We start from the raw sequence: 26332 nt of genomic DNA on the forward strand, positions 1-26332 counted from the left end.
TTACTCGTTGCTTACTTCCGGCCCGTCCGCCGCCGGACTGCCCGGACCGGACCGGCCGCGCTTGCGCAACCCCACCGCCTCGCGCAGCGAGGGCACCGCGGTGAGCACCAGCGCGCACACCAGACCGGCCGCGAACAGCAGCACCACCAGCCGCCGATCGATCAGCGAGGAGCCGACCGCGCCGAAGGCCAGCACACCGACCCACAGGTAGATCGTCAGCACGACGCGACGCTGGGAATGCCCGATCTGCAGCAGCCGGTGATGCAGGTGCATCTTGTCCGGTGTGGAGAAGCTCACTCCCGCCCGCACCCGGCGCACGATCGCCAGCACCAGATCCAGCACCGGAATGAACATCACCGCGCCGACCAGCAACAGCGGCGACAGCAGACCGACGATGTCCCGCGCGCCGTAGCCGGTCAGCGGAATCCGGCCCGAGGCGCCGGTGGAGACCGCCGCCAGCATGAGCCCGATCAGCATCGATCCCGAATCGCCCATGAATATCCGAGCGGGCTGGAAATTGTGCGGCAGGAATCCCAGGCAGCCGCCCGCGAGCGCCGCGGCGAGCATCGCCGGCGGATATCCGTCGGTGGCCCCGCCCTGCTGGTACAGCAGCCCGGCGGCGAAGACGAAGACCGCGAGCGCGGCGATCACGCCGAGTCCGCCCGCCAGGCCGTCCAGGCCGTCCACGAAATTCCACGCGTTGATCATGGTGACGGTGATGATCACCGTCACCGCGCCGCCGTACAACTGGTCCAGCACCACCGTGGTGTTGGTGAACGGGTTGTAGATCGCCACCCAGCTCAACCCCATCACCGCCATCACGCAGGCGGCGGTGATCTGGCCGACGAATTTGGTCAGCGCGTCCAGGCCCCAGCGGTCATCGATGATGCCGACCAGCACGATGAGGGTGCCCGCGATCATCACCGCCGGGATATCGTGCGGATAGTCGAAGCCCCGCCGCAGTGCGGGTAGCTGATGGGCGAACAGCACCGCGGCCGCAATGCCCAGATAGATGCCGACCCCGCCCATCCGCGGAATCGGCTTGACGTGCACGTCACGTTCGCGCGGAATCGCGACCGCGCCGAACTTGATCGCCAGCACTCGAATACCACCGGTGGACAGCAGCGTCACCACCGCCGACACGAGCAGGACCAGAAGAAGCTCGCGCAGCGGAACGACCGCGCCCTGGCTGAATATCATCTACCAGGCCGTCACCGTGACGTTCGGATCGTCAGGTCCCCCGGCGCTATGCCGAGCACCTCGCCCACCTGTTCGGCGCTCACCGCACCCTCGCGCAGGATGCGCGGGCTGTCCGCGGTGAGGTCCACGATCGTCGAGGGGACGCCGTGATCCGCCGTTCCGCCGTCCAGGTACACGCCCACCAGTTCGCCGAGCTGATCGCGCGCCTCCTGCACGGTCGTGGCCGGAGGCTGTCCGGAGACGTTGGCGCTGGACACCGCCAGCGGGCCGACCTCCCGGAGCAGTTCCAGCGCCACCGGATGCAGCGGCATCCGCAACATCACCGTGCCGCGGGCGTCGCCCAGATCCCACGCCAGCGAAGGAGCTTGCTGCACAACCAGACTCAGCCCGCCCGGCCAGAACGCGCGGATCAGATCGCGCGCGTGCTGCGGCACCGAGAACACGAGTCCGTCGATGGTGTTCCAGGACCCCACCAGCACCGGCACCGGCATGTCCCGGCCGCGGCGCTTGGCGGCCAGCAGTTCGGCGACAGCCCCGGAATCGAAGGCATCTGCCGCCAGGCCGTACACGGTGTCGGTGGGGATGACCGCGAGCCGTCCGGATTTCAACGTCGTCCGCGCGGCGGTCAGCCCGGCGGCACGTGAGTCGGGATCGGAGCAGTCGTAGACGATACTCACTCGGGAGAGTGTATTTGCTGGCGCGCGAAAGGGTGCGGCCGGAGTCTCGACATCCTTGCTTCACCGCACCAATCGACCCAGAAGCGCAGAGGCACAGGTGATTCCGAGTACCGCCGCGAAGATGAGAACGCCCATGTCGAGCCATAGATCGGTCGCGGTGCCGATGAGCAGACCGCGCAGGGCGTCCACCTCGTAGCTGAGCGGGTTGACGTGACTGATCACACGCAGCCAGCCCGGCATGAGGTTGATCGGGTACAGCGCGTTGGAGGCGAAGAACAGCGGCATGGTGATCGCCTGGCCGATGCCCATCAAGCGGTCGCGTTTGGTCGCCAGGCCCGCGATGGACATCGACAGGCAGGCGAAGAAGGACGCGCCCAGCACCACCGCCACGACCGAGCCCAGCAATTTGAGCGGATTCATCGTCATGTGCACGCCCATGACCAGGGCCAGCACCACGATGATCAGCACCTGGGCCACGGACCGCACGCCGGTGGCGAAGCATTTGCCCGTGATCAGCGCCGCGCGTGGGGTCGGGGTCACCATCAGCTTGTTCAGGATGCCCGCGTCACGCTCCCAGATCAGGTGGATGCCGTAGAAGATCGCGATGAACAGCGCCGATTGCGCGATGATGCCCGGAGCCAGGAAATCCAGGTAATCCAGATTGCCCGTCGGAATGCTGTGCAGCCGTGAGAATGTGGTGCCGAAGATCAGCATCCACAAGATGGGCTGCACCGCGCGGGTGACCAGTTCGGTGGGATCGTGGCGCAGTTTCTGCAATTCCACCAGCGCGAACGTCCCCATTCGCGAACTCAGGGCGACCGCGCGGCCCAGGCCGCTCGGGGCCTGGCGCAGGGGTGGGAATTCAGCCGGCGCGCTGAGCGGTTCGGCGTGTGCTTCGGACACCACGCAGCCCTCCCTCCGCATTCGTGCCTTCATCCAGTCCGGCGCCGGAGTGGTGCCGGAAGACGTCCTCGAGTGTCGCCGCCGGGCCGAGTGCGGCCTTCAGCTCCGCCGGTGAACCGACCGCACGCAGAATCCCCTTGTGCAGCAGTGCGATTCGATCGCACAGCTGATCGGCCTCGGACATGTAGTGCGTGGTGAGCAGAACGGTCGTGCCGGATCGGCGCCGCAGTTCGCGCACCCGCTCCCAGACGCTGTCGCGGGCGATCGGGTCCAGGCCGACGGTCGGTTCGTCCAGGATGAGCAGTGCGGGCCGGTTGACCAGCGCCTGCGCCAGTTCCAGGCGGCGCACCATACCACCGGAGTAACCGGCCGCGAGCCGATCGGCGACGTCGAGCAGATCCATCGCGGCCAGCGCCTGTTCGACGCGTTCGGCGCGCTCACGACGCGGAACGTCGAACACGCGCGCGAACCACGCGACGTTCTGCCGTCCGGTCAGCGCGGCCTCGATGGACAGCTGCTGCGGGACGTAGCCGAGGTTGTACCGGATCGCGGTGTTGTCCTTACCGACCTGCCAGCCGAACATGGTGACCTTGCCGTGCTGGATCGGCATCAGCGTGGTCAGCAGTCGGATCGTGGTGGTCTTTCCCGCCCCATTGGGGCCGAGCAGACCGAAGACCTCGCCGCGTTCGATACGCAGATCCAGATCGTTCACCACGGTGTGCTCGCCGTAGCGGTGCGTCAGGCCGACGCATTCCACGGCGGGGATATCGCCGGGTGGCTCAACGGATTTCGCCGTCATCGCCCTCCCCATTCTCGCTCGTGCCGAAAATCGTTCCGCCGCAGGCGGATTCGTTCATTGCGGCGTCGTTTGTAGTTACCGTGCCGGAGACCCGACCGGTCGCCGTTGATCAGCGGGGCCTCCGGGTTACCGCTGACGGCGTTGTTCACGCTCGTGCAGCAGGTCTGTCAACTTGTCGACCACGGCCAGACCACGGGCCAGGTCCTCGCGTTCGCGTGCGGTGAGTTCGTCGAGTGCGGTGCCGACGAGTGCGTGTCTGCGCCTTCGGGTTTCGTCCACCGAACGCTGCACCTCCGGCGTCAGGCTCAATCGCGACGCGCGGCGATCGTCCGGATCCTGTTCGCGCACCAGCAGATCCGCCTTGACCAGCGCGCTGACGAAGGTCGAGACGCTGTTGGGCGCGAGCCCGAGTTCCGTGGCCGCGGCCTTCACCGAAATACCCGGATGCCGCGAGACGATCCGGAGGAACTCCGCCTGCGCATCGCTGATCCCCGGCTGATCGAATGCCCGCCCGGCCAGCCTGCGCACCTGCCGCCGAAACCGCCCGAACACCCGCAACATGCCGTTGACCAGCTCCGGAGAGTTCTCCGGAACCGCGGCGACACCTTCCCGAACCGTCTGCACCGGCTCAGATTACCTCTACAGCAGAGGTATTTGCATCTGAATCAGAGCTATTTCCGGAAATTGGCTTCCGGTTCGGCCGACGACCGAGTAATCGTTTCGCGGTCAGTCGGCGGTGCGGCGGGCGGCGACGAAGCGGGGTTTACCGGCCAGGTCCGGATGTTCGACGATGGCGGTGAAGCGGCCCGTCGCGGCGAACAGACCGGCGACCTGGGGGCCGTGGGTGTCGTCGTGTTCGACGGCGGCCACGCCGTCGGTGCGCAGTAGCCGGGTGATGGTGCCGATCATCGGGGTGATGACGGACAGGCCGTCGGGGCCGCCGAACAGGGCCCGGTGCGGATCGTGGTCGGCGACCTCGGGGTCGAGGGTCGCGTCCTCGGGGATGTAGGGCGGATTCGCGACGAGCACGTCGACGCGATTGTTCAAGGGGGCCAACACATTCGGATCGGTGACGTCACCGGCGTGCAGATGGATCGGCGTATCGCCCTCGGCGGCCTGCCGATCGGCGTTGCGGCGCGCCCATTCGCGGGCCGCCGGATCGATCTCGACCGCGTACACCTCGGCGTCGGGGCGCGCATGCGCGATCGCCAGGGCCAGCGCGCCCGATCCGGTGCACAGATCCACGACGATGGGCGGATGCTCGTGTCCGGCCGCCTCCAGGTGCGCCAGCGCCCACGCGAACAGCAGTTCGGTCTCCGGGCGCGGGACGAACACCCCCGGGCCGACCGCCAGATCGATCTCGCCCATCGCGGCGACGCCCGTGAGATGTTGCAGCGGAACACGTTCCGCGCGCCGGTCCACGAGCTTGCGGAACTCGGCGAGCTGTTCGGCCGTCAGCATCGGCGCCAGCGCGAGCCGCGAACGCTCAACTCCCAGCACATGGGCGGCGAGGAATTCGGCATCGGTATGCGGACTGTGCACACCGGCCACCTGCAACTGCCCGACCGCCTCGAGGACCGCCGGGCGCAAACTGACACGACTCACGCGGCGGCCTACTCGGCGGCCAAACGGGCGGCGCGGTCGGCCTCACCGAGTGCGTCGAGCACGGCGTCCATGTCTCCGTCCAGCACCGCGTCCAGGTTGTGTGCCTTGAAGCCGATGCGGTGGTCGGTGATCCGGTTCTCCGGGAAGTTGTAGGTGCGGATTCGCTCCGACCGGTCCACGGTGCGGATCTGGCTGGCCCGGCCCGCGGCGGCCTCGGCGTCGGCCTGTTCCTCGGCCAGCAGTTGCAGCCGGGCCGCGAGCACCTGCATCGCGCGGATCTTGTTCTGCAACTGGGACCGCTCATTCTGGCAGGTCACCACGATGCCGGTGGGCAGGTGGGTGATGCGCACGGCGGAGTCGGTGGTGTTGACGCCCTGACCGCCCTTACCGGAGGAGCGATAGACGTCGATGCGCAGATCACCCTCGTCGATCTGCACCTGCTCGACCTCGTCGGGTTCGGGATAGATCAGGATTCCGGCGGCCGAGGTGTGGATGCGTCCCTGGGATTCGGTGACCGGCACCCGCTGCACGCGGTGCACGCCGCCCTCGAACTTGAGCCGGGACCACACGCCGTCGCGGCTGGGCTCGCGGCTCTTGATGGTGATCGTCGCCTCCTTGTAGCCGCCCAGATCGGACAGGGTGGCGTCGAGAACCTCGACCTTCCAGCCGCGTCGCTCGGCATAGCGGATGTACATCCGGGCCAGATCGGAGGCGAACAGCGCCGATTCCTCGCCGCCCTCACCGGACTTCACCTCGAGCACCACGTCGTCGGGGTCGTGCGGATCACGCGGGGCGAGCAGATCGGTGAGCGTCTTCTCCAGCTCGTGGGCCTGCTCTTCCAGCTCCGGCACCTCGGCGGCGAAGGACGCGTCATCGGCGGCCAGCTCCCGCGCGGCACTGAGATCCTCGCGGACGGCCTGCAATTTGGTGTAGGCGGACATGATCGGAGCCAGCTCGGCGAACCGCTTGCCCACGCGCCGGGCCTCGGCCGGGTTGTTGTGCAGCGCCGGGTCGGACAGCTGCGTCTCCAGCCCGGCGTGTTCGGCCAGGATGTCGTCGATCGCGGACGGGGCCGTCACATCGGCCATCGCGGGAGCTCCTCTGTGCGATTCTCGGTCATATCCAAGGCGGAAAACACCAACGCCCGCCCTGTACGGACAGGACGGGCGTCGGGGGTACAGCTACTGGGCGTCGGACTTCTTCGCGGTGCGCTTGCCGTAGCGGGCCTCGAAGCGGGCCACACGGCCGCCGGTGTCGAGGATCTTCTGCTTGCCCGTGTAGAACGGGTGGCACTGCGAGCAGACCTCGACGGTGATCTTGCCCGACTCCTTGGTGCTGCGAGTCTGGAAAGTGTTCCCACAACCGCAGACGACGGTCGTCTCCACGTATGTGGGGTGGATTCCTGCCTTCATGGATGTCCTTTCGATGGTCGCCGGGTCGCCCTCGCAGACGAGGACGTGAACCGGAACCGACTAGGCATTGTTGCCGACGACCAGTGTAAACGCCGTTCCGACCCGGTTTTGTTCCGGGATGGCCGACAGCCTGTTCCCCAGAACGGGGAACAGGTATGTTTGCCCCCCGAACTGCCCCTCTGGTAATCCCCCAGAAAGTACGGGCACGCATGTTCGCAGCTCTCGAGCCACTCTGAAGTCGGGTAGTCGGCTACTCGCGAATGCGAACAGCGTTGTTCATAGATTATCGCCAGGGGTCCGGCTGGGGCAGGAGGGAACGCAGTGAATCGTCACACCGCTCGGGGGGCTCGGGGGTCGCGGTCCCCCGGAACGGCGATCGATCGTAGGTTTCGCGTCCTGCCGGGGGGTTGGCGCGCGGAACTCGTAGCCGGAGCCGTGCTGATAATTCTGTTCGTGCTGATCGCCGTCGGCTGGTGGGCCGCGCCGACGGATCGGATCGCCGCACCCGGCACGACCGGTGACAGCGAGCCCTACCAGTTCACCGCGACCGCGCTGCCGACCGGCGGCCTCACCGCCGCGACGGCACTGATCCTCGGCGGCTTGATCCTCGGCGCGATGATGGTCGGGCGAATCCTCTACTCCCCCACCCGAAAACGCCACTGAGGCCCTGCCACGGCAGGACCTCAGCGGGTGGGTTCAGGCATCCGGCGAAGACACGGCTCTCTCGCCGGAAACACTCGCACGCCGTGCGGGCCCGTCGCGACACCGGCGAACCCGCACGAGCGCGAGAGCGCTACTCGTCCAGAGCGCCCGGCGCGGTCTTGGAGACCTGCAGCAGGAACTCCATGTTGTTCTTCGACTTGCGCAACCGGTCGATCAGCAGATCGATCGCCTGATGCGAATCCAGGCCGGACAGCACGCGCCGCAGCTTGTGGATGACCGCGGCCTCGTCCGGCGACATGATCAGCTCGTCGCGGCGGGTACCGGACGGGTTGACGTCCACCGCCGGGAACACCCGGCGCTCGGCGATCTTGCGATCGAGCTTGAGCTCGGCGTTGCCGGTGCCCTTGAACTCCTCGAAGATAACCGTGTCACCGGTGGATCCGGTCTCCACCATCGCGGTGGCGATGATGGTGAGCGAGCCGCCGTTCTCGATGTTGCGCGCCGCGCCCAGGAAACGCTTGGGCGGGTACAGCGCGGTCGAATCGACACCACCGGACAGGATGCGGCCGGAAGCGGGCGAGGAATTGTTGTACGCGCGGCCCAGACGAGTGATCGAGTCCAGCAGCACCACGACGTCCTGGCCCATCTCCACCAGACGCTTGGCCCGCTCGATGGCGAGCTCGGCGACCGAGGTGTGATCGCTCGGCGGACGGTCGAACGTCGAGGCGATCACCTCGCCGCGCACCGAGCGCTGCATATCGGTGACCTCTTCGGGACGCTCGTCGACCAGCACGACCATCAGGTAGCACTCGGGGTTGTTGGTCGCGATCGCGTTCGCGATGTCCTGCATGATCGTGGTCTTACCGGCCTTGGGCGGGGACACGATCAGGGCGCGCTGGCCCTTGCCGATCGGCATGATCAGGTCGATCACGCGGGTGGTCAGCTTGTTCTGCGCGGTCTCGAGCCGCAGCCGCTGGTTCGGGTACAGCGGGGTCAGCTTGTTGAACTCCGGGCGACGGCGAGCCGAATCGATATCGGTGCCGTTGACGGTGTCCAGGCGCACCAGCGGATCGAACTTCTGGCGCTGGTTGCCCTGCTCGCCCTCGCGGGGCGCGCGGACCGCACCGGTGATGGCGTCACCGCGGCGCAGGCCGTTCTTGCGGACCAGGTTCATCGAGACGTACACGTCGTTCGGACCGGCCAGGTAGCCGGAGGTGCGCACGAACGCGTAGTTGTCCAGCACGTCCAGGATTCCGGCGACCGGCTGCAGGACGTCGTCCTCGCGGATCTCGACCTCGCGGGTCTCGCCGGCGCCGCCCTCGCGGTCCCGGCCCCGGCGACGCTCCCGGAACCGACGACCGCGACGACCCCGGCCGTCACCGTCGTCGTCACCGCCGCGATCGCGATCACGATCGGCGCCGTTGCGGTTGCCCTGGCCATTCTGCTGACCGCGGTCGCTCTGCTGACCGCGGTCGCCCTGCTGGCTCCGGTCGCTCTGCTGGGTCCGATCACCCTGCTGGTTGCGATCGCGGCGACGCTCACCGGCGTCCTGCTCGGACTTCACCTCGGCCCCGTTGGTCTCGGCCTTGGCCTCGGCGCCCTCGGCCGGGCGCTGCTCGCGGCCACGCCGCTGCCGGCCACGGCCGCGCTGGCCGCCCTCTCGACCGGTCTCCTCACCCGAATCGGCCGGGCGCGCAGGCGAATCAGCCTTGGCCTGAGCGGGCTCGGCGGTCTTCTCCGAGGACTTGTCGGCGGCCTTGCCCGCCTTCTCGGCGGACTTCTCGACGAGCTTGTCCGCGCGCTTCTCGACCGGCTTGTCGGCGACGCCGTCGAGCGTCTGCTGTTCACCGCGCGCGGAAGCGGACTTGGCCCGTGGCGATTCCGCGACGGCCTCGGACTCGTCGGTCTTGGCCGACTTGGCGGGCGCGGATCCTTCGCGGCCACGCGCGGGCTTACCGGCCTGATTTTCCTTGATGGCGGCGATCAGATCGCCCTTGCGCATTCCGGAAGTGCCTCGTATTCCAAGTTCTCCGGCAAGTGCGCGCAACTGCGGCAACAACATTCCAGTCAGCCCCGATCGTGCGACGTCGGTTTGTTCGCTCATCTTCGAAATCTGTCCGGAGTCACTTTCGCGGCTGTCCGAGGAACGTCCATCGGTTTCCACCTCGGGTGTCGCGAGCAGGTCCGTATCTGTCACGGAGATCCTTTCCTTCCCTCGATTGCCGTGTGCTTGTTCGAGGGTTTCGTCCCGAAGCCCGATCACCGTGCCGAGCCCGGATGCCGTATCGCCTGCCCCGCCGGACCTGCGGTTCATCACCACAAGGTCTGCGCCACCGGTTCACAAAGGTGGGAGTTCATTCCAGTGCCGACCCCAAGATCTCGAGACCCGTCTCGCGAGCCTGAGCAAGGAACCTGCTGGAGCGATTGCCCAAATGAAGCACCGGCGTCTGATGCGCACGATGTACGGACTCGCTCAGGATAGCCCCCCGCAGGAATGCCTGCAAGGCAGGCACGCCGTCAATCGGTTCGCACACCATCGGAAATGGCCGGCTCGAGCACGCGCAGCCCCTCGGCAATCGCCAGTTCACGCAGTTCGGCGGGAAAGTCAGCGGTGGTCAACGCCAGCACGGTCGGGCCCGCACCCGATACCGTCGCGGCGATTCCGGCCTCGCGCAGCCGGTCGATCCACCTCGTCGTCACCGGCAGCGCCGAGGCGCGGTAACCCTGATGCAGCCGATCCTCGGTGGCGGGAATCAGCAGGTCAGGACGTTGCGTCAAGGCCACTACCGCGAGTGCGGCGCGGCTGGCGTTGAATGCGGCGTCACCGTGCGGCACCGTTTCGGGGAGCAGCCCGCGGGTGTGCGCGGTGGCCGAACGGTCCTCGGGGACCAGGACGAACGCCCGCAGCCGATCGTGCGGATCCAACCGCACGGCGCGATACCGGCGGCCGAGCCCTTCCCCGTCGGGAAGCTCGTCGTGCTCGGTCCAGGACACCACGATTCCGCCGAGCACACTGGCCGCGGCGTTATCCGGATGTCCCTCGAATTCCGCTGCCAGCTGGACCAATTCGGCTTCGTCACAGTGGAGTTCCGGATCGAATTTCACGGCCAGGGCCCGGCCCGCGGCCAGTCCGCCGACCACCGCCGAGGCCGAGGATCCCATCCCCCGCGAATGCGGAATCACGTTGCGGCACACCACGTCCAGGCCATCGGCCCAGACGCCCGCGGCCTGCAGGCCGCGTTCGATCGCCCGGACCACGAGATGCGAAGGGCCCCAAGGCACATCGTCCGCACCCTCGCCCTCGACCCGGATCGTGAGCCCGGAATCGGTGGTGCGCACGACGATCTCGTCGTACACCCCCAACGCGATTCCGAGCGAATCGAATCCGGGTCCGAGGTTGGCACTGGACGCGGGCACCCGCGCCGTGACGCACAGTCCTGCGGGCAGGGTCCGGGTCACACCGGGGCCGTGCCGCTCGGCGTCGGCCCCCGCGGGCGTTGTGACAGGATTCACTCGTTCACGTTGCCCTTCCCGTGCGGTCAACTCAGGCCAGTTCCAGCTCGTGGGCGACCGCGACCGGGTCGACCGCGATCGCCTGGACCTGTGGCATACCCGACAGCGCGGTGTCGGGATCCTTGAGGCCGTTACCGGTCACCGTGCAGACGACGGTCAGGCCCGCATCCAGCCAGCCCTCCGCACGCGCGGCCAGCAACCCGGCCACACTGGCGGCCGAGGCCGGTTCCACGAAGACACCCTCGGTGCCCGCGACCAGGCGGTATGCCTCGAGGATCGCCTCGTCGGTGGCCGCGCGGAACGCTCCGCCCGACTCCTCCTTGGCCGCCACCGCGCTGTTCCATGACGCGGGTGCGCCGATCCGGATGGCGGTGGCGATCGTCTCGGGATCCTTCACCGGCGCGCCGTTGACCAGCGGCGCGGCGCCCGCGGCCTGCACGCCGAGCATGCGTGGGCGAACACTGGTCAGGCCGTCGGCGTGATATTCGCCGTAGCCCTTCCAATAGGCCGTGATGTTCCCCGCGTTGCCGACCGGCAGCGCGTGCACGTCGGGAGCGCGGCCGAGCGCGTCGCAGATCTCGAAGGCCGCGGTCTTCTGCCCCTCGATACGCGCCGGGTTCACCGAATTCACGAGGCCGACTTGCGGGAACTCCGAGGTCACCTTGCGCGCGAGCTCGAGGCAGTCATCGAAATTGCCGTCCACCTGGATGATCTTCGCGCCCAGCATGACCGCCTGGGCCAGCTTGCCCATCGCGATCTTGCCCTGCGGAATCAGCACCGCGCAGTGCATGCCCGCGCGGGTGGCGTACGCCGCGGCCGATGCCGAGGTGTTGCCGGTGGAGGCGCACAGCACCGCCTTCTGACCGCGTGCCTTGGCATCGGTCATCGCGACGGTCATTCCGCGATCCTTGAAGGATCCGGTCGGATTCAGGCCCTCGACCTTGAGATACACCTCACATCCGGTGATTTCGGAGAGGTGGTGCGCGGGTACCAGGGGCGTACCGCCTTCGTACAGCGTGACCGTCTCCCAGTCGGCGCCGACCGCCAGACGATCGCGGTACGCCTCGATCAGCCCCGGCCAGGGCTTGTGTACCGCGGCGGGAATCGGCACTCCTGCCTTGTTCATTCCTCGGTGCCTTCCAATCTCACAACGCTGGTCACGGACGTGACGGATTCCAACTCGGCCAATGCGGCCACCGTATCTGCCAGTGCCGACTCGGTCGCGTGGTGGGTGACCACGACCAGTCGCGCACCCTCGTCCTGTCCCTCCTGACGGACCGTCGAGATGCTGACACCGTGCTGGGCGAATTCGCCCGCGACCGCCTGCAGAACTCCGGTGCGATCGGCGACCTTCAAGTTCACGTGGTAGCGGGTCGGTGTGTCGCCGATCGGCGCGATCGGCAGCTCAGCATAGACCGATTCGCCCGGTGCGCGGCCACCGAAGAATTTGTTGCGCGCGGCCATCACCACGTCGCCCATCACCGCCGACGCGGTGGGCGCACCGCCCGCGCCCTGCCCGTAGAACATCAACCGGCCCGCGTTCTCCGCCTCCACGACCACGGCGTTGAACGCGCCGTTCACCGAGGAGAGCGGATGTTTGCGCGGAATGAGCGCGGGATACACCCGAACCGAGATGCGGTCCTTACCGCCCTGCGCCGATCCGGGTTCGCCGGGACCGGCCGGAACCCGCTCGCAGATGGCCAGCAGCTTGACGGTGCAACCGAGAGCGGCGGCGGTCTCGAGATCTTCGGAGGTGATCCGGGAGATGCCCTCGCGGTAGACGTCCGCGGCGGTGACGCGGGTGTGGAAGGCCAGTGACGCCAGGATCGCGGCCTTCGCGGCCGCGTCGAAACCCTCGACGTCCGCGGTGGGATCGGCCTCGGCGTAGCCCAGACGGGTGGCCTCCTTCAAGGTCATCTCGTAGTCCGCGCCCGTCTCGTCCATCGCCGAGAGGATGAAATTCGTTGTGCCGTTGACGATTCCGACCACGCGATTGACCCGGTCGCCGGACAGCGACTGGATCAGCGGGCGCACCACCGGGATGGCTCCGGCCACGGCGGCCTCGAAGTACAGATCCGCGCGGCTGCGCGCGGCGGCCGCGGCGAGCTCACCGGTGTAATCGGCCAGCAGCGCCTTGTTCGCGGTCACCACCGACTTGCCCGCGGTGAGCGCGGTGCCGATCAGCGCGCGGGCCGGATCGATACCGCCCATCACCTCGACGACCAGATCCACGTCGTCGCGGGTGACCAGGGCGTGCGCGTCGGTGGTCAGCAGCTCGGGATCGATACCCCGGTCCACGTCGATCCGGCGCACCGCGACCCCGCGCAGCACCAGCGGCGCCCCGACGCGTTGACGCAGGTCCTGGGACTGTTCCTGGATGATCCGGACGACCTCGGTACCGACATTGCCCATCCCGAGGACCGCGACGCCGATCGGGTGATCGGATCCGAACCGGAATCCCGAGTCCGCAGCCGGCCCACCCGTCTCCCGACCACCGCCCCTCATCGAATCGCTGCGCGATGCCGTCATGATTGCACCTCCAAGCTCAAGAGATCTCCCACCGTTTCGCGACGCAGGATCAGGCGCGCCTGCCCGTCGCGCACGGCGACCACCGCCGGGCGGGTCAACAGGTTGTATCGGCTCGACATCGAATAGCAGTACGCACCCGTCGCCGCCACGGCGATCAGATCGCCCGGACCGACGTCCTCGGGCATCCAGGTGTCGCGAATCACGATATCGCCGCTCTCACAATGCTTTCCGACCACGCGGGCGACGACCGCGGCGGCCTCGCTGGACCGCGAGACCAGACGGCAGTCGTATTCGGCCTGATACAGCGCCGGGCGGATGTTGTCGCTCATGCCGCCGTCCACGCTGATGTAGCGGCGCTGGGCGCCCGCGTCCAGGATGACGTCCTTGATCGTGCCGACCTCGTACAACGTGACGGTGCCCGGTCCGACGATGGCACGGCCCGGTTCGATCGCGATGGTCGGCGTGGGCAGTCCGATGTGCGCGGACTCCTCCTCGACCAGGTGGCAGACCTTCTTCGCGAATTCGTCCAGCGGCGGCGCGTCGTCCCCGGGCAGATACGAAATGCCCAGGCCGCCACCGAGATCCAGGGTGTGGATCTGCGCCGTGCGCTCGACGCCGAACTTCTCGATCGCCTCGCGCAGCAGGCGCAGCATGCGCCGCGCGGAGATCTCGAAGCCGTCGATGTCGAAGATCTGCGAGCCGATGTGACTGTGCAGGCCGACCAGACGCAGATTCTGCGCCTCGAACACCCGCGCCAGCGCCTCCATCGCATCGCCGCCGGCGATCGAGAAGCCGAACTTCTGATCCTCGTGCGCGGTCGAAATGTATTCGTGCGTATGAGCTTCCACGCCGACGGTGACGCGCACGAGGACGTCCTGCACCACACCCGCGCGACCGGCCGCGGCTTCGAGCCGGTCGATCTCGATCAGCGAGTCGACCACCACGTGGCCCACCCCCGCCGAGACCGCCGCATCCAGTTCGGCGACCGATTTGTTGTTGCCGTGCAAGGCGATTCGCTCGGCCGGGAATCCGGCATGCAGGGCCACCGCGAGTTCGCCGCCGGAGCACACGTCCAGGGACAGGCCCTCGTCGCGGACCCAGCGCGCGACCTCACCGCACAGGAAAGCCTTGGAGGCGTAGTGCACTCGGGCATTCGGCCCGTACGCGCGCACCATATCGCGGCAGCGGGAACGGAAGTCGTCCTCGTCCACCACGAACAGCGGGGTGCCGAACCGCTCGGCGAGTTCGCGCACCGGCACACCGGCCAGCCGCACCACACCGTCGGCGTCGCGAGAGGCGTTGCGGGGCCAGACGTTCTCGGGCAGATCGATCAGCTGCGCCGGATCGCTCGGCCGCTCCGGCAGATTCGGGGCGTGCGGGATCTCGGCGTGCCGCGGCCCGGCGGGATGCGCGCTCATGCCCGCGGCCCGTCGATGCTCGAGACGCCGACAGCGCGCCCGCGGCCCTCGTACACACCCCGGCCAGGCTCGGAGATGAGCGCGCCCGCGGCCCGATCGATGATTCGCTCGCTACGCTCGCTCACGACGGATGATTCCTTCCTCAGTACACGCTCGTGTCCGCGCCGCACTGCACGGATCTGCCACCCGACCTCGGGCGTGATCGAAAGAGCCTGCCGGACAAGGCATCCGGCCGGTTCCCTCGAGGTGTGGCGCTGGTTCACATGCGCTCCGGGGCACTGACGCCCAATAGCGCCAGACCGTTGCGCAACACCTGACGCGTCGCCTTCACCAGTTCCAGACGCGCGGCATGCCGCGGCGTGAGCGGCTCGTCGCCCTGGGGCAGCACGCGCATCTCGTTGTCGGACTGGAAGGGGTGGTACACACCGGCCAGCTCCTCCAGATAGCGCACCACCCGATGCGGCTCGCGCGTCTCCGCGGCCGTGGCCACGATCCGGGGGAACTCGCCCAGGGTGCGGATCAGCTCGCCCTCGCGGTCCGCGGTCATCGCGGCGAAATCCGGTGTCACCGAAGCGAAGTCGAAGGAATCCGAGTTCTCGATGATCCGGCACGTGCGCGCGTGCGCGTACTGCACGTAGTAGATCGGGTTGACGCTCTCCTGCTTGGTCCACAGGTCCAGATCGATATCGATGCTGCTGTTGGCCGAGGAGCGCATCAGCGAATAGCGAGCGGCGTCCACGCCGATCGCGTCGACCAGGTCGTCGAGCGTGACGATGGTGCCCGCGCGCTTGGACATCCGCACGGCCACACCGTCTTTCACCAGATTCACCATCTGGCCGATGAGCACCTCGACGGTGGCGGGATCGTCGCCGAAGGCGGCCGCGGCGGCCTTCAGACGTCCGATGTAGCCGTGGTGGTCCGCGCCGAGCATGTAGATGCACAGGTTGAACCCACGCGAACGCTTGTTGTGGAAATACGCGATGTCACCGGCGATATAGGCGGAATTGCCGTCGCTCTTGATGACCACGCGGTCCTTGTCGTCACCGTATTCGGTGGAGGCGATCCACCAGGCGCCGTCCTTCTCGTACAGCTTGCCCGAGGACTTCAGCGTCGCCACCGCACGCTCGACCTCACCGGATTCGAACAGCGCGCTCTCGTTGAAATAGACGTCGAAGTCGGTGCCGAACTCGTGCAGCGAGGCCTTGATCTGCGCGAACATCAGCTCCACGCCCTCGCGCCGGAACAGCTCGTGCCGCTCGGTCTCGGGCAGCTCCGGCGCTCCCGGATTCGCCGCGACGATCGTGTCGGCGATCTCGGTGATGTACGCGCCCGCGTACCCGTCGTCCGGGGTCGGTGCGCCGGTGGCCTTGGCGACCAGGGAGTTGGCGAACCGGTCGATCTGCGCGCCGTGATCGTTGAAGTAGTACTCCCGGGTCACCTCCGCACCCTGCGCGATCAGGATGCGGCCGAGGGCATCGCCCACCGCCGCCCAGCGGGTGCCGCCGAGATGAACGGGACCGGTCGGATTCGCGGAGACGAATTCCAGGTTGATCTTCGCGCCCGCCAGGGTGTCGGCGGTGCCGTAGCGTTCGCCCGCGGCGAGGACCTTCTCGATGATCGCGCCCTGTGCGGCGGCGGCGAGGCGGATGTTGAGGAATCCGGGCCCGGCGACCTCGGCGGTGTCGATTCCGTCCGTGGCCGAGAGCGCCTCGGCGAGCAGACCGGCGAGTTCGCGCGGATTCATTCCGGCCTTCTTCGCCACCCGCATGGCCACATTCGTGGCATAGTCACCGTGCTCGGGATTGCGCGGACGCTCCACCGTGACCTCGTCGGGCAGGACCGCCGGGTCCGATCCACGTTCCACGAGCACCTTCGCCGCGGTAGCACGAAGGAGATCTGCAAGGTCAACTGGAGTCACGAGTCACTATCCTATGGTTCGAGCAGGGGGGCGCCGCCAGCGGGTTTCCCGGACTCGGATCAGCCGACCGATCGAAGAGAGCCCATCAGCGATGCCGAACACCAGCGCAAAATCGGCCAAGGCCATTCGGGCCGCCGCCCGGTCCGCTCCCGCGAGTAGAACCGGAGGGGGTCCGAAACTGCCCGGGGGACGGCGGATCCAGTGGCCCATCGTCGGCGGCGTCGTGGTGATCGTCGCGCTGGTCGCCGCGCTCGCGGTCTACCTTGTGCCGAAATATCAGCAGAAGGCCGATGCGCAGAAGTTCACCCCGACCGCGGAGCACAAGGATCCCTCGACCGATATTCCGGGCGTGGTGCACAAGGATTATCCGGCCGGTCTGCACGTCGCGGCGACCCAGCGGGTGGCCTACGACATGAGCCCGCCGATGGGCGGCCCGCACGACGCGTCCTGGGCAACCTGCACGGGCGTGGTGTACGGCAAGGCGATCCGCACCGAGAACGCGGTGCATTCGATCGAGCACGGCGCGATCTGGATCGCCTACAACCCCGACAAGGTCACCGGCGCGGCCCTGGATTCGCTGAAGCAGCGCGTGCAGGGCAAGCCCGCCATGCTGATGTCGCCGTATCCCGGTCTGGATCACGCCGTCTCGCTGCAGTCCTGGGGCCACCAGTTGAAACTGGACAACGCTGAGGACAAGCGCGTCGGCGAATTCATCAGCGCCCTGCGCCTGAACCAGTACACCTATCCCGAGGTGGGCGCGGACTGCGCCAACCCGACCTTCGACACCGACAACCCACCGGCGTTCGACCCCACTCCCCCCGGCAAGGACGCGATCCCCATGGACGGCAAGGGATTGCGGGCGGATCTGAGCGAAATGGGCGGTGCGTTGCCGGGCGGGATCCCGGGCATCCCGGTTCCCTCCGGCGGCGGGCAGATCGTTCCCGGAGCCGGTCGGTAGATGGCCGCGCGGGACGCTGCCTCGTCCGGTCCGACCGATCCGGTCGAGGGGATCGCTACCGCCGATTCGACCGGACACACCGAACCGACGGGGCGATCCGTGGATGCCGACATGAGCGAGGACACGACGTCGGCGAATGCGACCGGCGAGGTCCGATCGCCTGGATCAGGTCGGGTCATCGATCCGGCCGGCCACGGCGAATCCGCTGCCGAGCAGGCCGTCGAGGGGCTTGCCGCGCCCGCGAATACCGCTGCGGTGTCGTCCGGGGACTTCGATTCGGACCGGGACGAGACCGAGGCCGAGCAGGCTTCGGACGACTCGGGATCTCCGCGGCGGCGTACGACACTGCTGGCGCTGATCGGGGCGTGCCTGCTGCTGACCGGGTTCGCGATTGGCGTGATCGCGCGAATTCCGTTGCAGGACAAGGGTGATGCCGCCCCCAACGCGGTGGATGTCGGGTTCTGTCAGGACATGTCGGTGCATCACGCGCAGGCGGTGCAGATGGCCGCGCTCGAATTGTCCGGCGGCGGCGATCCGGAAGTGAAGCGGCTGGCCTACGACATTCTCACCACCCAGCAGAATCAGGCCGGGCGCATGCAGGGTTGGTTGCAGCTGTGGGAGCGTCCGATCGTTGACCCGGACGGCTATATGGGCTGGATGGCCAGCGACGACACCATGCACGGATCGATGGGTTCGATGCCGATGAGTTCGACCCCCACCGGCCTGGTGCAGGCCATGCCCGGCATGGCCACCGCCGCCGAGATGAACAACCTGCGCCAACTCAGCGGCCCCGCCCAGGACACCCTGTTCCTGCAACTGATGCTCCGCCACCACCAGGGTGGAATCGCCATGGTCAGCTACGCGACCTCCCACGCCGACACCGACGCCGTCCGCACCCTGGCCGACAGCATGAACATCACCCAACAGGGCGAAATCCAACTGATGACCCAACTCCTCACCGCCCGCGACGCAACCCCCTCCCCATGACCTGACCCCCGCCTGAAACCCGCTTTTTGGCGCACAGCCAAGGATGCGATACGCTTTCCCAGCCCGATCGGACATAGGACGAGCGGGTCCATCCCCGCCCTCGTAGCTCAGGGGATAGAGCGTCTGCCTCCGGAGCAGAAGGCCGCAGGTTCGATTCCTGCCGAGGGCACCCAGCCGTCCACCGAAATTACTGGTGGGCGGCATTTTTTATGCGGAGGAGATTCGGGGACTACGGTGCTTTCGGGGCGCACCTCCACCTGACCTGACGTTCAGTCGGCGAATCGGGCGATAGCGTCGAGGATTGTGGTTTGCATGGTGGGGCTGCCGGTGTGGCCGGAGTCGTCGATGATTCGTAGGTCGGCGTCGGGCCAGGCTCGAGCGAGTTCCCAGGCGGTGAGCAGTGGGGCGGACAGGTCGAGGCGCCCGTGGATGAGGACGCCGGGGATACCGGTGAGGCGGTGGGCGTCGCGCAGTAACCGGCCGTCGGCGAGCCAGGCGGCGTTGGCGAAATAGTGGGTGCAGATCCGCACGAACGCCAGCTTCGCCGCATCCGGTTTGGCGCTGTATTGGCCTGGCGCGCCGAGGGTTTCGTGCGCGATCACGGCATCCTCCCAGACGCACCACTCCCGGGCCGCGCTCGCGCGCACAGCGGGATCCCGGTGCTCCATGAGTCCTCGGTAGGCCTCGACCAGATTCCCGTCCCGCTCGGCGGCAGGTACAGCGTTGCGGAACCGCTCCCACTCGACCGGCAGCAGCAAGCGCAGGCCGTGATAGAGCCAGTCGACCTCCTGTGGCCGGGTCATGGTCACGCCGACCAGCACGATCCCGATGACGCGGTCCGGATGACGCTGGGCATAGGCGAGGGTCAGAGTCGAGCCCCACGAACCGCCGTAGAGCAGCCAGCGCTCGATGCCCAGGCTCTCGCGCAGTCGTTCCATGTCGGCGAGTAGGTGTTCAATGGTGTTGTGCGCCATATCAACTGATGGATCGGCGGCATTCGGCAGGCTCTCGCCGCAGCCGCGCTGATCGAACAGCACGATCCGGAACGCATCCGGGTCGAACAGTCTGCGACTGCCGCGTCGGCCGCCACCGCCGGGGCCGCCGTGCACCACCAGAGCGGGTCGCCCGTCGGGATTCCCGCTGGTTTCCCAGTAGATCCGGTTGTCCGCACCGACGTCGAGCAGCCCGGACGCGTAGGGCTCGATCATGGGAAAGGGTTGCCGCGCTTTGGAAGCAGACATAACCCTCGACGGTAGTCATGACAAGTCGGCTGTTGTACCGCTTGCCCTGGATGTGGCACGCGCTCGGTCGCGGATCGGCCGTTGCACATCGGACGGCGGCCACTCCCGAAAGGATCGGATCGGCCGACCTCGAAAACGGCAGCGGCACTGCGGCACAGGGTCAATCGGGCTGTTGCGCGGCGATCACCTTGCCGGGGTTGAGAATTCCGTGTGGGTCGAGGGCTCGTTTGATGCTGTGGTGCATGGACATGGCTACCGGGTCCAGTTCTCGGGACAGGCCGGGCATCTTCAGCAGGCCGATGCCGTGTTCGCCGGTGACGGTGCCGCCGAAATCCAGTGCGGCATCGATGATGTCGGCGAAGGCGGCCTGGGCTCGGGCGCGGGCGGCTTCGTCGTCGTGGGAGGTGATGAGCAGGGGGTGGAGGTTGCCGTCGCCGGCGTGGGCGATATTGGCGATGACGGTGTCGTGACGCAGGGCGATCTGCTCGATGCGGGCGAGCATATCGGGCACCGCGCGGACGGGGACGCAAATGTCCTCGGTAAGAACGGGTCCCAGGCGTTCGACGGCCGGATAGGCCAGGCGGCGGGCCTGGAACAGCGCCTCGGACTCGGTCTCGTCGGTGGATACCGCACTCCAGGTGGCGCCGGCCTTTTCGAAGCAGCCGCGCATGGTCTCCGCATCGGCCTCGCCGACCGATCCGGCCACGTCGACCCGGCCGAGCAGGACCACCTCCGCATCCACCGACAGTCCGAGCTTCTTCCAATCGTCCACCGCGCGTAGACAATGCCGATCGATCAGTTCCAGCGCCGAGGGGATCACCCCGGAACCGACCACCGCCTCGACGGCACGTCCGGCGTGCACGATGGAGTCGAAATATCCGGCCACGGTGCGCTCGGCCGGACGACGCGGACGCAGCCGCAGCGTGACCTCGGTGATGACGCCCAACGTCCCCTCCGAACCGACCATCAGCCCGGCCAGATCGTAACCCGCCACCCCCTTGGCGGTGCGACGGCCCAGCCGCACCAATTCTCCTGTGCCGGTGACGATCTGCATACCCAGGACGTAGTCGCGGGTCACCCCGTACTTCACGCAGCACAGCCCGCCCGCGTTCGTTGCGACGTTACCGCCGATCGTGGACCACGGCGCGCTCGCCGGATCCGGCGGATACCAGAGCCCCTGCTCGGCACAGGCGCTGCGCAGGTCCTCGTTGATCACACCCGGTTGCACGACCGCGACGCGTTCGAGCGGATCTATCTCCAGCACCGCGTTCATGCGCTCGAACGAGAGCACCACACTGCCTCGAATCGCGTTCGCCCCGCCGGACAATCCCGTTCCCGCACCGCGAGCGATCACCGGCGTGCGATGCTCGGCACACCACCGCACGATGGTGCGGACCTCCTCGGCCGAATGCGGACGCAGCACCGCCAGCGGCGTCTCGTAGGGCGCCCATTCCGCCTCGTCGTGCCCATAACGTTCGATGACGTCCGGATCCGTGACGACGCGGCCCGCGGGCAGCCGCGCGGCCAGTTCCTCCACCGAATTCACCACCGCACCTCGCATTCCTCGTGCACGCCGTGCCGCCACGACGGCAGCTCAACCCTACGACCCGGCCGAGTCCGGGCCGCGGGGGTCAGGATTCGCCGGGACGGGCCGTCAGATATCGCTGCAGGACGGGTGCGAGGTCGGCGGCCAGCTCGGCGTGCGTCATCGCGACCACCGGTTCGAGCCGCAGCACGTAGCGGCACAGCGCGATGCCGAGCATCTGGCTGGCGATCAGGCCCGCACGGCGCGGGGCGTCGGCCGGATCGCCGACGCGCAACACCATCGGCATGATCTGCCCGCCGAAGATCCGCTGGGCGTGCTGTGCCACCGAATCGTCGGTCATCGCCGAGCGCAGCAGGGTCAACAGGATCTCGTCGCTGGGCGGCGTCTCCCACAGTTCGAGGAATCGGCGCACGATCGCCTCACCCAGCAGATCCTGTTGCACCACACCGAGATCCGGCAGTTCCAGATCGATCTCCAGAGACGAGTAGAACAGCCCCTCCTTGTTGCCGTAGTACCGCATCACCATCGACGGATCGATCCGGGCGTCGGCGGCGATGGCCCGGATGGTCGCCTTGCGGAACCCGTCCTGCGCGAAGCGGTGCCGGGCGGCGGCCAGGATGGCGGCCCGGGTGGCATCGGAGCGGCGGGGAGCGGTCTCGGCGGTCATGCCAACAAATGTAGGCCAACAACTGTTGACGCGCCAGTGCCTTGGCCTTATCGTTGATGTCAACAGCCGTTGGCCTACAAATGTTGGCAAATCTGAGGAGCCGTCATGAACACCGTTCCCGCCACCGCTTCGGTCGTCGTCATCGGTGCAGGTCCCGCCGGAATGACCGCCGGAATCGCCCTCGCCGACGCGGGCGTCGACGTGGTATTGCTGGACCAGCTGGCCGAGGGAGCGAACACCTCGCGCGCCGCGGTCGTGCATGCCCGCACCCTCGAGGTGCTCGACGAATTCGGCGTCGCCGGGGAGCTGACCGAGCGCGGCCTCATCGTCGATCAGTTCGACCTCAACGACGGCGCGCGGCGCCTGGCCACCGTCGGGTTCGACGGCCTGCCGACCCGATTCCCCTACGCGCTGCTGATCAGCCAGGCCACCACCGAGGAAGTCCTGCTTGCCCGGCTCCGCAAGGCCGGTGGCACGGTTCTGCGTCCCTACACGGTCAGCGTGGTCAAGGGCGACGAGACCGGTGTCACCATCGAATTCACCGATGCCGCAGGCGATCCCGGATCCATCCGGGCGGACTACGTGATCGGCGCGGACGGAATGCACAGCGTGGTCCGCGAGCAGGCGGGTATCGGATTCACCGGGGCGAGCTATCCGGAGTCGTTCGCGCTCGCCGACGTCCGGATGGACTGGCCCGATCCGCGCACCGAGGTCTCGCTGCACCTGGCTCCGCAAGGATTCATGCTCGTCGCGCCACTGCCGGACGAGCAGGACGACCGGTTCCGCATCGTCGCGACGATCGATGAGGCGCCCGAATATCCGGACCTGGCTTTCATGCAGGCGATCATCGACGACCGCCATCCGGGCGGACGGGTGCGAGAGGTGTTGTGGAGCTCGCGTTTCCGCGTCCATCATCGGCTCGCGGACCACTACCGCGCCGGGCGAATCCTGCTGGCCGGTGACGCCGCACATGTGCACAGCCCCGCCGGCGGGCAGGGGATGAACACCGGCATCCAGGACGGTGCACTACTGGGCCAACTGCTCGCGCGGGTGTTGCACGGCGAGCCGGACATCCTGCTCGACCAGTACGAGGCGATCCGCCGCCCGATCGCTCAGGGCGTGGTCGCCCTCACCGATCGGATGACCCGCATGGCAACCCTGCGCCCGCGGCCGGCGCGCGCACTGCGCAACGCCGTGATCCGCATCGCGCTCTCCTTTCCGGGCATGCGGCGGGCCATGGCCTTCCGGCTCGCCGAGCTGACCGCTCGCTGACCGGACGAGTTCCGCTCAGCGAGATCGTCCGTGGGAATTCCCGCGGACGGTGGCCTCGCACCGATACCCTCTCCGACCACACCGATGCCGAAAGGGCGACCGAGATGAAATTGATGTATGCCCTGTGGGGTTCGGAGCTGGCCGAGACGCTCCGCTCCCCCGGCTCGCACGCTCGACTCGCCCGCGCGGGCGCGAGCGAACTACAGGTCAACGTGGTCGACGGCGACGTCGCGGAGGCGAAGTTGCGGCTGTCGACCTACGACGATCCGGTGGACGCGGTGGTCAGCGTGTGGACCGAGAGCGACCACGAGCCGATCACTCGCGAACTGGCCTCCCTCACAGATCGATTCGAGGGCTGGATCGTCGAGGAACGCGTCCCGATGAAGCCCCCGGCGACGCCCGACGGAGTGCGTTTCGACGCGTTGTCCAATATCGCGTTCCTACGCATCCCGTCGGAGATGACGCCCGAGGCGTGGCGGCAGTACTGGCACGAGGTACACACCACGATCGCCATCGAAACCCAGGCGACCTTCGGTTATCTGCAGAACACCGTCGTCTCGGCGATAACTCCTGGACGTCGCGTCGACGGCCTGGTCGAGGAGCTGTTCCCCATGGCCGCGATGATCGATCCGCACGAGTTCTGGGGCAGCGGCGGAGACGACGCCGAGTTGCAGCGCCGCGTCACCCGCATGATGAGCAGCATCGATATCTTCGGGGCCAACCGCGACATCGACGTCGTCCCGACCAGCAGATACCACTACACCCTCCGCTGAGATCCATCTCACGGACAGATCATTCCGAATTATCTTCTGACACTGGATATTCCGGCCATCGGTTCAGAATTCCGACCATCTGCTTCCTGGAGGCCCTTGGCCAGTCACCTCACCTTCGACCACCCCGCCACGCATCGGCCGCCGCTATCTGCCCCCAGCCGTGCTCCACAACGGTGTTCGCGGCCATCACAGATCCCGCTGCCAGCGAGAACAGACCGCCGTACTCGTACTATCACGCACGCGAACCGTACTGGCCGCACCGCTATTGGGGGTTCCCGATCGCCCGGCTCCGATGGGTGCGCGCCAACGCGCGCGAACATGCGTGGTCTGAACCAACGTGCACGAACCGGCGTGCGTGATCACGAATCCGAAGCCCGCGTGCCGTAGTCTGCGCGGTGACGATGCCCGCCCTCGGGACGGCGGGCCGACGGGTGCGAACGGGGATGCCGCTGATGACGTGTTGTGGTCCGAATCGGCGACGCCTGCTCGCGGCACTGGCGGCGTCGCCGATCATGGTCGCGGCGGGAACCGCTCGCGCACAACCGAATTCGATGGTCGCCACCGATCTCGAGGTGGTCACCCTGACGCCGACCTCGGTGATCCTGACCTGGACCACGCTGGGAGCGGACGCGTCCGGGAATCGGATTCCGGTCGACGCGGGCACACAGGTCCGCCTGGCCCGGGCCGATGCGACGGGACCGGCCCGGACCGTCCACGACGACAGCGACCGGACGCCGTACCACTACGCCGAGGTCACCGGCCTCGAACCCGGGCGCACATATCGTTTCGAGGCATGGTCCGACGGTGTGCGCGCGGTTCCGGCGGCGACCGTGGTGACGCATCTGCCCGGGAGCGCCGAATGCGCCGGACGGTTCACCACGCTCGTACAGCCGCCGGGACGTCTGCTGCGCACCGTGGCGCTGTGCAACGACGTGCATTTCGGTGAGGAGATCGCCGGACTGATCGTGAACGAATATCCGCCGGGCATCCAACAGGAACCGGGCCTACCCCCGTATCCCGAGGTGATGCTCACCGCGATGCTCGGCGATCTGCGCCGACCCGACCGCGGCGCGGATCATCTGTTGCTGGCCGGCGACCTCACCGCGGAGGCGACACCGGGCCAGAGTCGTTCCGTACGAGCACATCTGGATCGCTGGGGCAGGGCCGAGCGGGACTGGTTCGCGGTACGCGGCAATCACGACCGGCCACACGTCGGTGCGGAGTACGCCGGATGTCCCCCGGTAGTCGATGCCGACCACCACGACTGCTGGGGCGAATCATTCGGCGCGCGAGGGCAACCCACCGAGCATCGGGTGGGCGAGTTGCGGCTGCTCGGCCTGGACACGACCCGCCTCGACCAGGCGGGCGGCGCCATCGATCCCGAACAGTTGGCGCACCTGCGCGAGGTGCTCCGAGCCGAACCGGACCGCCCGACGCTGGTCTTCGGCCATCACCCCGTCACCCTGAACTCGGCGCTGTCCAATATCAACGGCCCGGATTTCGTCCTGAACCGCCCCGACGCGATGACCCTGCAGAATCTCTACCGATCCGCACCCGGCGTATTCCTGCATCACGCGGGTCACACCCACCGCAACCGCCGCACGGCCCCCGACATCCCGCTGAACGTCGAATTCCTCGAGGTCGGCGCGGTCAAGGAATATCCCGGCGGCTACACCCTCGTCCGCCTCTACGAGGGCGGCTACACCGCCAATTTCTACAAGACCCGAACCCCCGACGCCCGCCGCTGGAGCACCCGCAGCCGCGCCGAATACCTGGGCCTCATCCCCGAATACACCCTCGGCACCACCACCGACCGCAATCACGTTGTGCTACAAGACTTTTCCGGCCTGAAGTAGTCCGACCACCCCGAGTTCACCCACCTGCCGCGAACCAACATCCGGCCGACGACCAACGAGAGTCAGCCCCGGACAACGTCAACCCTTATTGCGACGCGGCTCACCGCACCTGCACGGGCGAAAACCAAGGAACAACCCCCAAAGCCAACACCCACCCCGCGAACCTCACGCCACGTTCACCCACATACGGCGCACGCCAACACCAGCAGCGCGGCTCGCCACCAGCGAACACCGAAGAGCAACCGCACAGCCGACACAGAATGCCCCGAGACACCCACCAACGCCACGAAGACGTAGCCCCGCACACCTCGTTCCACCAGCCCCCGACAACGCCGACACCTGGTTTGCGGCGCGGCTCGCCGCCCGGACGCGTGGCGGGTGCGAGGAACGAGTGC

The 26332-nt window shown here is 67.6% G+C and carries 24 protein-coding genes and 1 tRNA gene; 7 read left to right on the top strand and 18 right to left on the bottom strand.

What is annotated here, in order from left to right; translation table 11 throughout:
* The 8 genes from NM2_RS36730 to rpmE form a co-directional block, all read right to left on the bottom strand.
* Positions 1-1200: an MraY family glycosyltransferase gene (locus NM2_RS36730; protein ID WP_067679085.1), complete on the bottom strand. Its 1200-nt coding sequence runs from the start codon at positions 1198-1200 to the stop codon at positions 1-3.
* Positions 1201-1211: 11 nt separating this feature from the next.
* Positions 1212-1877 carry an L-threonylcarbamoyladenylate synthase gene (locus NM2_RS36735; protein ID WP_067679089.1) on the bottom strand — a complete coding sequence of 222 codons (666 nt, stop codon included), beginning with the start codon at positions 1875-1877 and terminating at the stop codon, positions 1212-1214.
* A 60-nt stretch (positions 1878-1937) separates the two neighbouring features.
* A complete protein-coding gene (locus NM2_RS36740; protein ID WP_245718382.1) occupies positions 1938-2678 on the bottom strand; it encodes an ABC transporter permease in 741 nt (246 codons plus the stop codon).
* Positions 2679-2739: 61 nt separating this feature from the next.
* Complete coding sequence (locus NM2_RS36745) at positions 2740-3579, bottom strand: ATP-binding cassette domain-containing protein (RefSeq protein ID WP_067679095.1); 840 nt, start codon at positions 3577-3579, stop codon at positions 2740-2742.
* 126 nt (positions 3580-3705) lie between these two features.
* The gene (locus NM2_RS36750) at positions 3706-4203 is read right to left on the bottom strand and encodes a MarR family winged helix-turn-helix transcriptional regulator (RefSeq protein ID WP_245718381.1); all 498 of its coding nucleotides are present in this window, start codon (positions 4201-4203) and stop codon (positions 3706-3708) included.
* Between the two features lie 102 nt (positions 4204-4305).
* A complete protein-coding gene (gene prmC / locus NM2_RS36755; RefSeq protein WP_067679098.1) occupies positions 4306-5184 on the bottom strand; it encodes a peptide chain release factor N(5)-glutamine methyltransferase in 879 nt (292 codons plus the stop codon).
* An 8-nt stretch (positions 5185-5192) separates the two neighbouring features.
* Entirely contained in the window at positions 5193-6272 is a 1080-nt protein-coding gene (gene prfA, locus NM2_RS36760; protein ID WP_067679101.1) for a peptide chain release factor 1, read from the bottom strand.
* Positions 6273-6365: 93 nt separating this feature from the next.
* The gene (rpmE, locus tag NM2_RS36765) at positions 6366-6596 is read right to left on the bottom strand and encodes a 50S ribosomal protein L31 (protein ID WP_067679104.1); all 231 of its coding nucleotides are present in this window, start codon (positions 6594-6596) and stop codon (positions 6366-6368) included.
* 453 nt (positions 6597-7049) lie between these two features.
* On the opposite strand from rpmE, the gene NM2_RS36770 reads away from it, so the two are divergent.
* The gene (locus tag NM2_RS36770) at positions 7050-7259 is read left to right on the top strand and encodes a hypothetical protein (RefSeq protein ID WP_157121578.1); all 210 of its coding nucleotides are present in this window, start codon (positions 7050-7052) and stop codon (positions 7257-7259) included.
* Between the two features lie 130 nt (positions 7260-7389).
* Here NM2_RS36770 and rho read toward each other — a convergent pair whose 3' ends face one another.
* From rho to argS, 7 genes are all read right to left on the bottom strand, one after another.
* Positions 7390-9456, bottom strand: coding sequence for a transcription termination factor Rho (rho, locus tag NM2_RS36775; protein WP_067679110.1), 2067 nt, complete (start codon positions 9454-9456; stop codon positions 7390-7392).
* Between the two features lie 320 nt (positions 9457-9776).
* Complete coding sequence (thrB, locus tag NM2_RS36780; protein WP_067679146.1) at positions 9777-10718, bottom strand: homoserine kinase; 942 nt, start codon at positions 10716-10718, stop codon at positions 9777-9779.
* A gap of 85 nt (positions 10719-10803) precedes the next feature.
* Positions 10804-11898, bottom strand: a complete 1095-nt coding sequence (thrC, locus tag NM2_RS36785; protein ID WP_067679113.1) for a threonine synthase — start codon at positions 11896-11898, stop codon at positions 10804-10806.
* Positions 11895-13277, bottom strand: a complete 1383-nt coding sequence (locus NM2_RS36790; protein WP_084531949.1) for a homoserine dehydrogenase — start codon at positions 13275-13277, stop codon at positions 11895-11897. Before NM2_RS36790 ends, thrC begins: the two co-directional genes overlap by 4 nt.
* A gap of 20 nt (positions 13278-13297) precedes the next feature.
* On the bottom strand, positions 13298-14719 hold the full coding sequence (lysA, locus tag NM2_RS36795) for a diaminopimelate decarboxylase (protein WP_067679116.1): 1422 nt from the start codon (positions 14717-14719) through the stop codon (positions 13298-13300).
* A complete protein-coding gene (locus tag NM2_RS52695) occupies positions 14716-14844 on the bottom strand; it encodes a hypothetical protein (protein WP_281182678.1) in 129 nt (42 codons plus the stop codon). The genes lysA and NM2_RS52695 overlap by 4 nt, the downstream gene beginning before the upstream one ends.
* Positions 14845-14978: 134 nt before the next feature.
* Complete coding sequence (gene argS, locus NM2_RS36800; protein WP_067679119.1) at positions 14979-16637, bottom strand: arginine--tRNA ligase; 1659 nt, start codon at positions 16635-16637, stop codon at positions 14979-14981.
* Positions 16638-16728: 91 nt separating this feature from the next.
* Here argS and NM2_RS36805 point away from each other — a divergent pair, with 91 nt between their 5' ends.
* From NM2_RS36805 to NM2_RS36815, 3 genes are all read left to right on the top strand, one after another.
* Entirely contained in the window at positions 16729-17595 is an 867-nt protein-coding gene (locus tag NM2_RS36805) for a thioredoxin-like domain-containing protein (protein WP_067679122.1), read from the top strand.
* A 111-nt stretch (positions 17596-17706) separates the two neighbouring features.
* Positions 17707-18582 carry a DUF305 domain-containing protein gene (locus NM2_RS36810; protein WP_084531950.1) on the top strand — a complete coding sequence of 292 codons (876 nt, stop codon included), beginning with the start codon at positions 17707-17709 and terminating at the stop codon, positions 18580-18582.
* Positions 18583-18678: 96 nt separating this feature from the next.
* Positions 18679-18751, top strand: a tRNA-Arg gene (locus NM2_RS36815).
* 100 nt (positions 18752-18851) lie between these two features.
* Here the strand turns inward: NM2_RS36815 and pip are convergent.
* The 3 genes from pip to NM2_RS36830 all read right to left on the bottom strand — a co-directional run bounded on the left by pip (position 18852) and on the right by NM2_RS36830 (position 22036).
* Positions 18852-19823: a prolyl aminopeptidase gene (gene pip / locus NM2_RS36820; RefSeq protein ID WP_067679124.1), complete on the bottom strand. Its 972-nt coding sequence runs from the start codon at positions 19821-19823 to the stop codon at positions 18852-18854.
* A gap of 160 nt (positions 19824-19983) precedes the next feature.
* The gene (locus NM2_RS36825) at positions 19984-21384 is read right to left on the bottom strand and encodes an FAD-binding oxidoreductase (RefSeq protein WP_067679129.1); all 1401 of its coding nucleotides are present in this window, start codon (positions 21382-21384) and stop codon (positions 19984-19986) included.
* A gap of 70 nt (positions 21385-21454) precedes the next feature.
* Entirely contained in the window at positions 21455-22036 is a 582-nt protein-coding gene (locus NM2_RS36830) for a TetR/AcrR family transcriptional regulator (protein ID WP_067679131.1), read from the bottom strand.
* Between the two features lie 105 nt (positions 22037-22141).
* Here NM2_RS36830 and NM2_RS36835 point away from each other — a divergent pair, with 105 nt between their 5' ends.
* From NM2_RS36835 to NM2_RS36845, 3 genes are all read left to right on the top strand, one after another.
* On the top strand, positions 22142-23308 hold the full coding sequence (locus NM2_RS36835) for an FAD-dependent oxidoreductase (RefSeq protein ID WP_067679135.1): 1167 nt from the start codon (positions 22142-22144) through the stop codon (positions 23306-23308).
* A 104-nt stretch (positions 23309-23412) separates the two neighbouring features.
* Positions 23413-24081: an EthD domain-containing protein gene (locus tag NM2_RS36840; protein ID WP_084531946.1), complete on the top strand. Its 669-nt coding sequence runs from the start codon at positions 23413-23415 to the stop codon at positions 24079-24081.
* Positions 24082-24482: 401 nt separating this feature from the next.
* A complete protein-coding gene (locus tag NM2_RS36845) occupies positions 24483-25937 on the top strand; it encodes a metallophosphoesterase (RefSeq protein WP_245718383.1) in 1455 nt (484 codons plus the stop codon).
* Positions 25938-26332 lie beyond the last annotated feature (395 nt).

It is taken from the genome of Nocardia miyunensis NBRC 108239 (assembly GCF_001613065.1).
Classification (GTDB): Bacteria; Actinomycetota; Actinomycetes; order Mycobacteriales; family Mycobacteriaceae; genus Nocardia; species Nocardia miyunensis.

Excerpts from the sequence above, each read along its gene's own strand:
- thrC (WP_067679113.1), bottom strand. The coding sequence starts at position 11,898 with ATGAACAAGGCAGGAGTGCCGATTCCCGCCGCGGTACACAAGCCCTGG.
- NM2_RS36840 (WP_084531946.1), top strand. The coding sequence starts at position 23,413 with ATGAAATTGATGTATGCCCTGTGGGGTTCGGAGCTGGCCGAGACGCTC.
- pip (WP_067679124.1), bottom strand. The coding sequence starts at position 19,823 with ATGTCTGCTTCCAAAGCGCGGCAACCCTTTCCCATGATCGAGCCCTAC.
- rpmE (WP_067679104.1), bottom strand. The coding sequence starts at position 6,596 with ATGAAGGCAGGAATCCACCCCACATACGTGGAGACGACCGTCGTCTGC.
- NM2_RS36845 (WP_245718383.1), top strand. The coding sequence starts at position 24,483 with ATGCCCGCCCTCGGGACGGCGGGCCGACGGGTGCGAACGGGGATGCCG.
- NM2_RS36825 (WP_067679129.1), bottom strand. The coding sequence starts at position 21,384 with ATGCGAGGTGCGGTGGTGAATTCGGTGGAGGAACTGGCCGCGCGGCTG.
- NM2_RS36830 (WP_067679131.1), bottom strand. The coding sequence starts at position 22,036 with ATGACCGCCGAGACCGCTCCCCGCCGCTCCGATGCCACCCGGGCCGCC.
- lysA (WP_067679116.1), bottom strand. The coding sequence starts at position 14,719 with ATGAGCGCGCATCCCGCCGGGCCGCGGCACGCCGAGATCCCGCACGCC.
- NM2_RS36740 (WP_245718382.1), bottom strand. The coding sequence starts at position 2,678 with ATGGGGACGTTCGCGCTGGTGGAATTGCAGAAACTGCGCCACGATCCC.
- prfA (WP_067679101.1), bottom strand. The coding sequence starts at position 6,272 with ATGGCCGATGTGACGGCCCCGTCCGCGATCGACGACATCCTGGCCGAA.
- NM2_RS36730 (WP_067679085.1), bottom strand. The coding sequence starts at position 1,200 with ATGATATTCAGCCAGGGCGCGGTCGTTCCGCTGCGCGAGCTTCTTCTG.
- NM2_RS36805 (WP_067679122.1), top strand. The coding sequence starts at position 16,729 with ATGCCGAACACCAGCGCAAAATCGGCCAAGGCCATTCGGGCCGCCGCC.
- NM2_RS36790 (WP_084531949.1), bottom strand. The coding sequence starts at position 13,277 with ATGAGGGGCGGTGGTCGGGAGACGGGTGGGCCGGCTGCGGACTCGGGA.
- NM2_RS36835 (WP_067679135.1), top strand. The coding sequence starts at position 22,142 with ATGAACACCGTTCCCGCCACCGCTTCGGTCGTCGTCATCGGTGCAGGT.
- NM2_RS36745 (WP_067679095.1), bottom strand. The coding sequence starts at position 3,579 with ATGACGGCGAAATCCGTTGAGCCACCCGGCGATATCCCCGCCGTGGAA.
- NM2_RS36810 (WP_084531950.1), top strand. The coding sequence starts at position 17,707 with ATGAGCGAGGACACGACGTCGGCGAATGCGACCGGCGAGGTCCGATCG.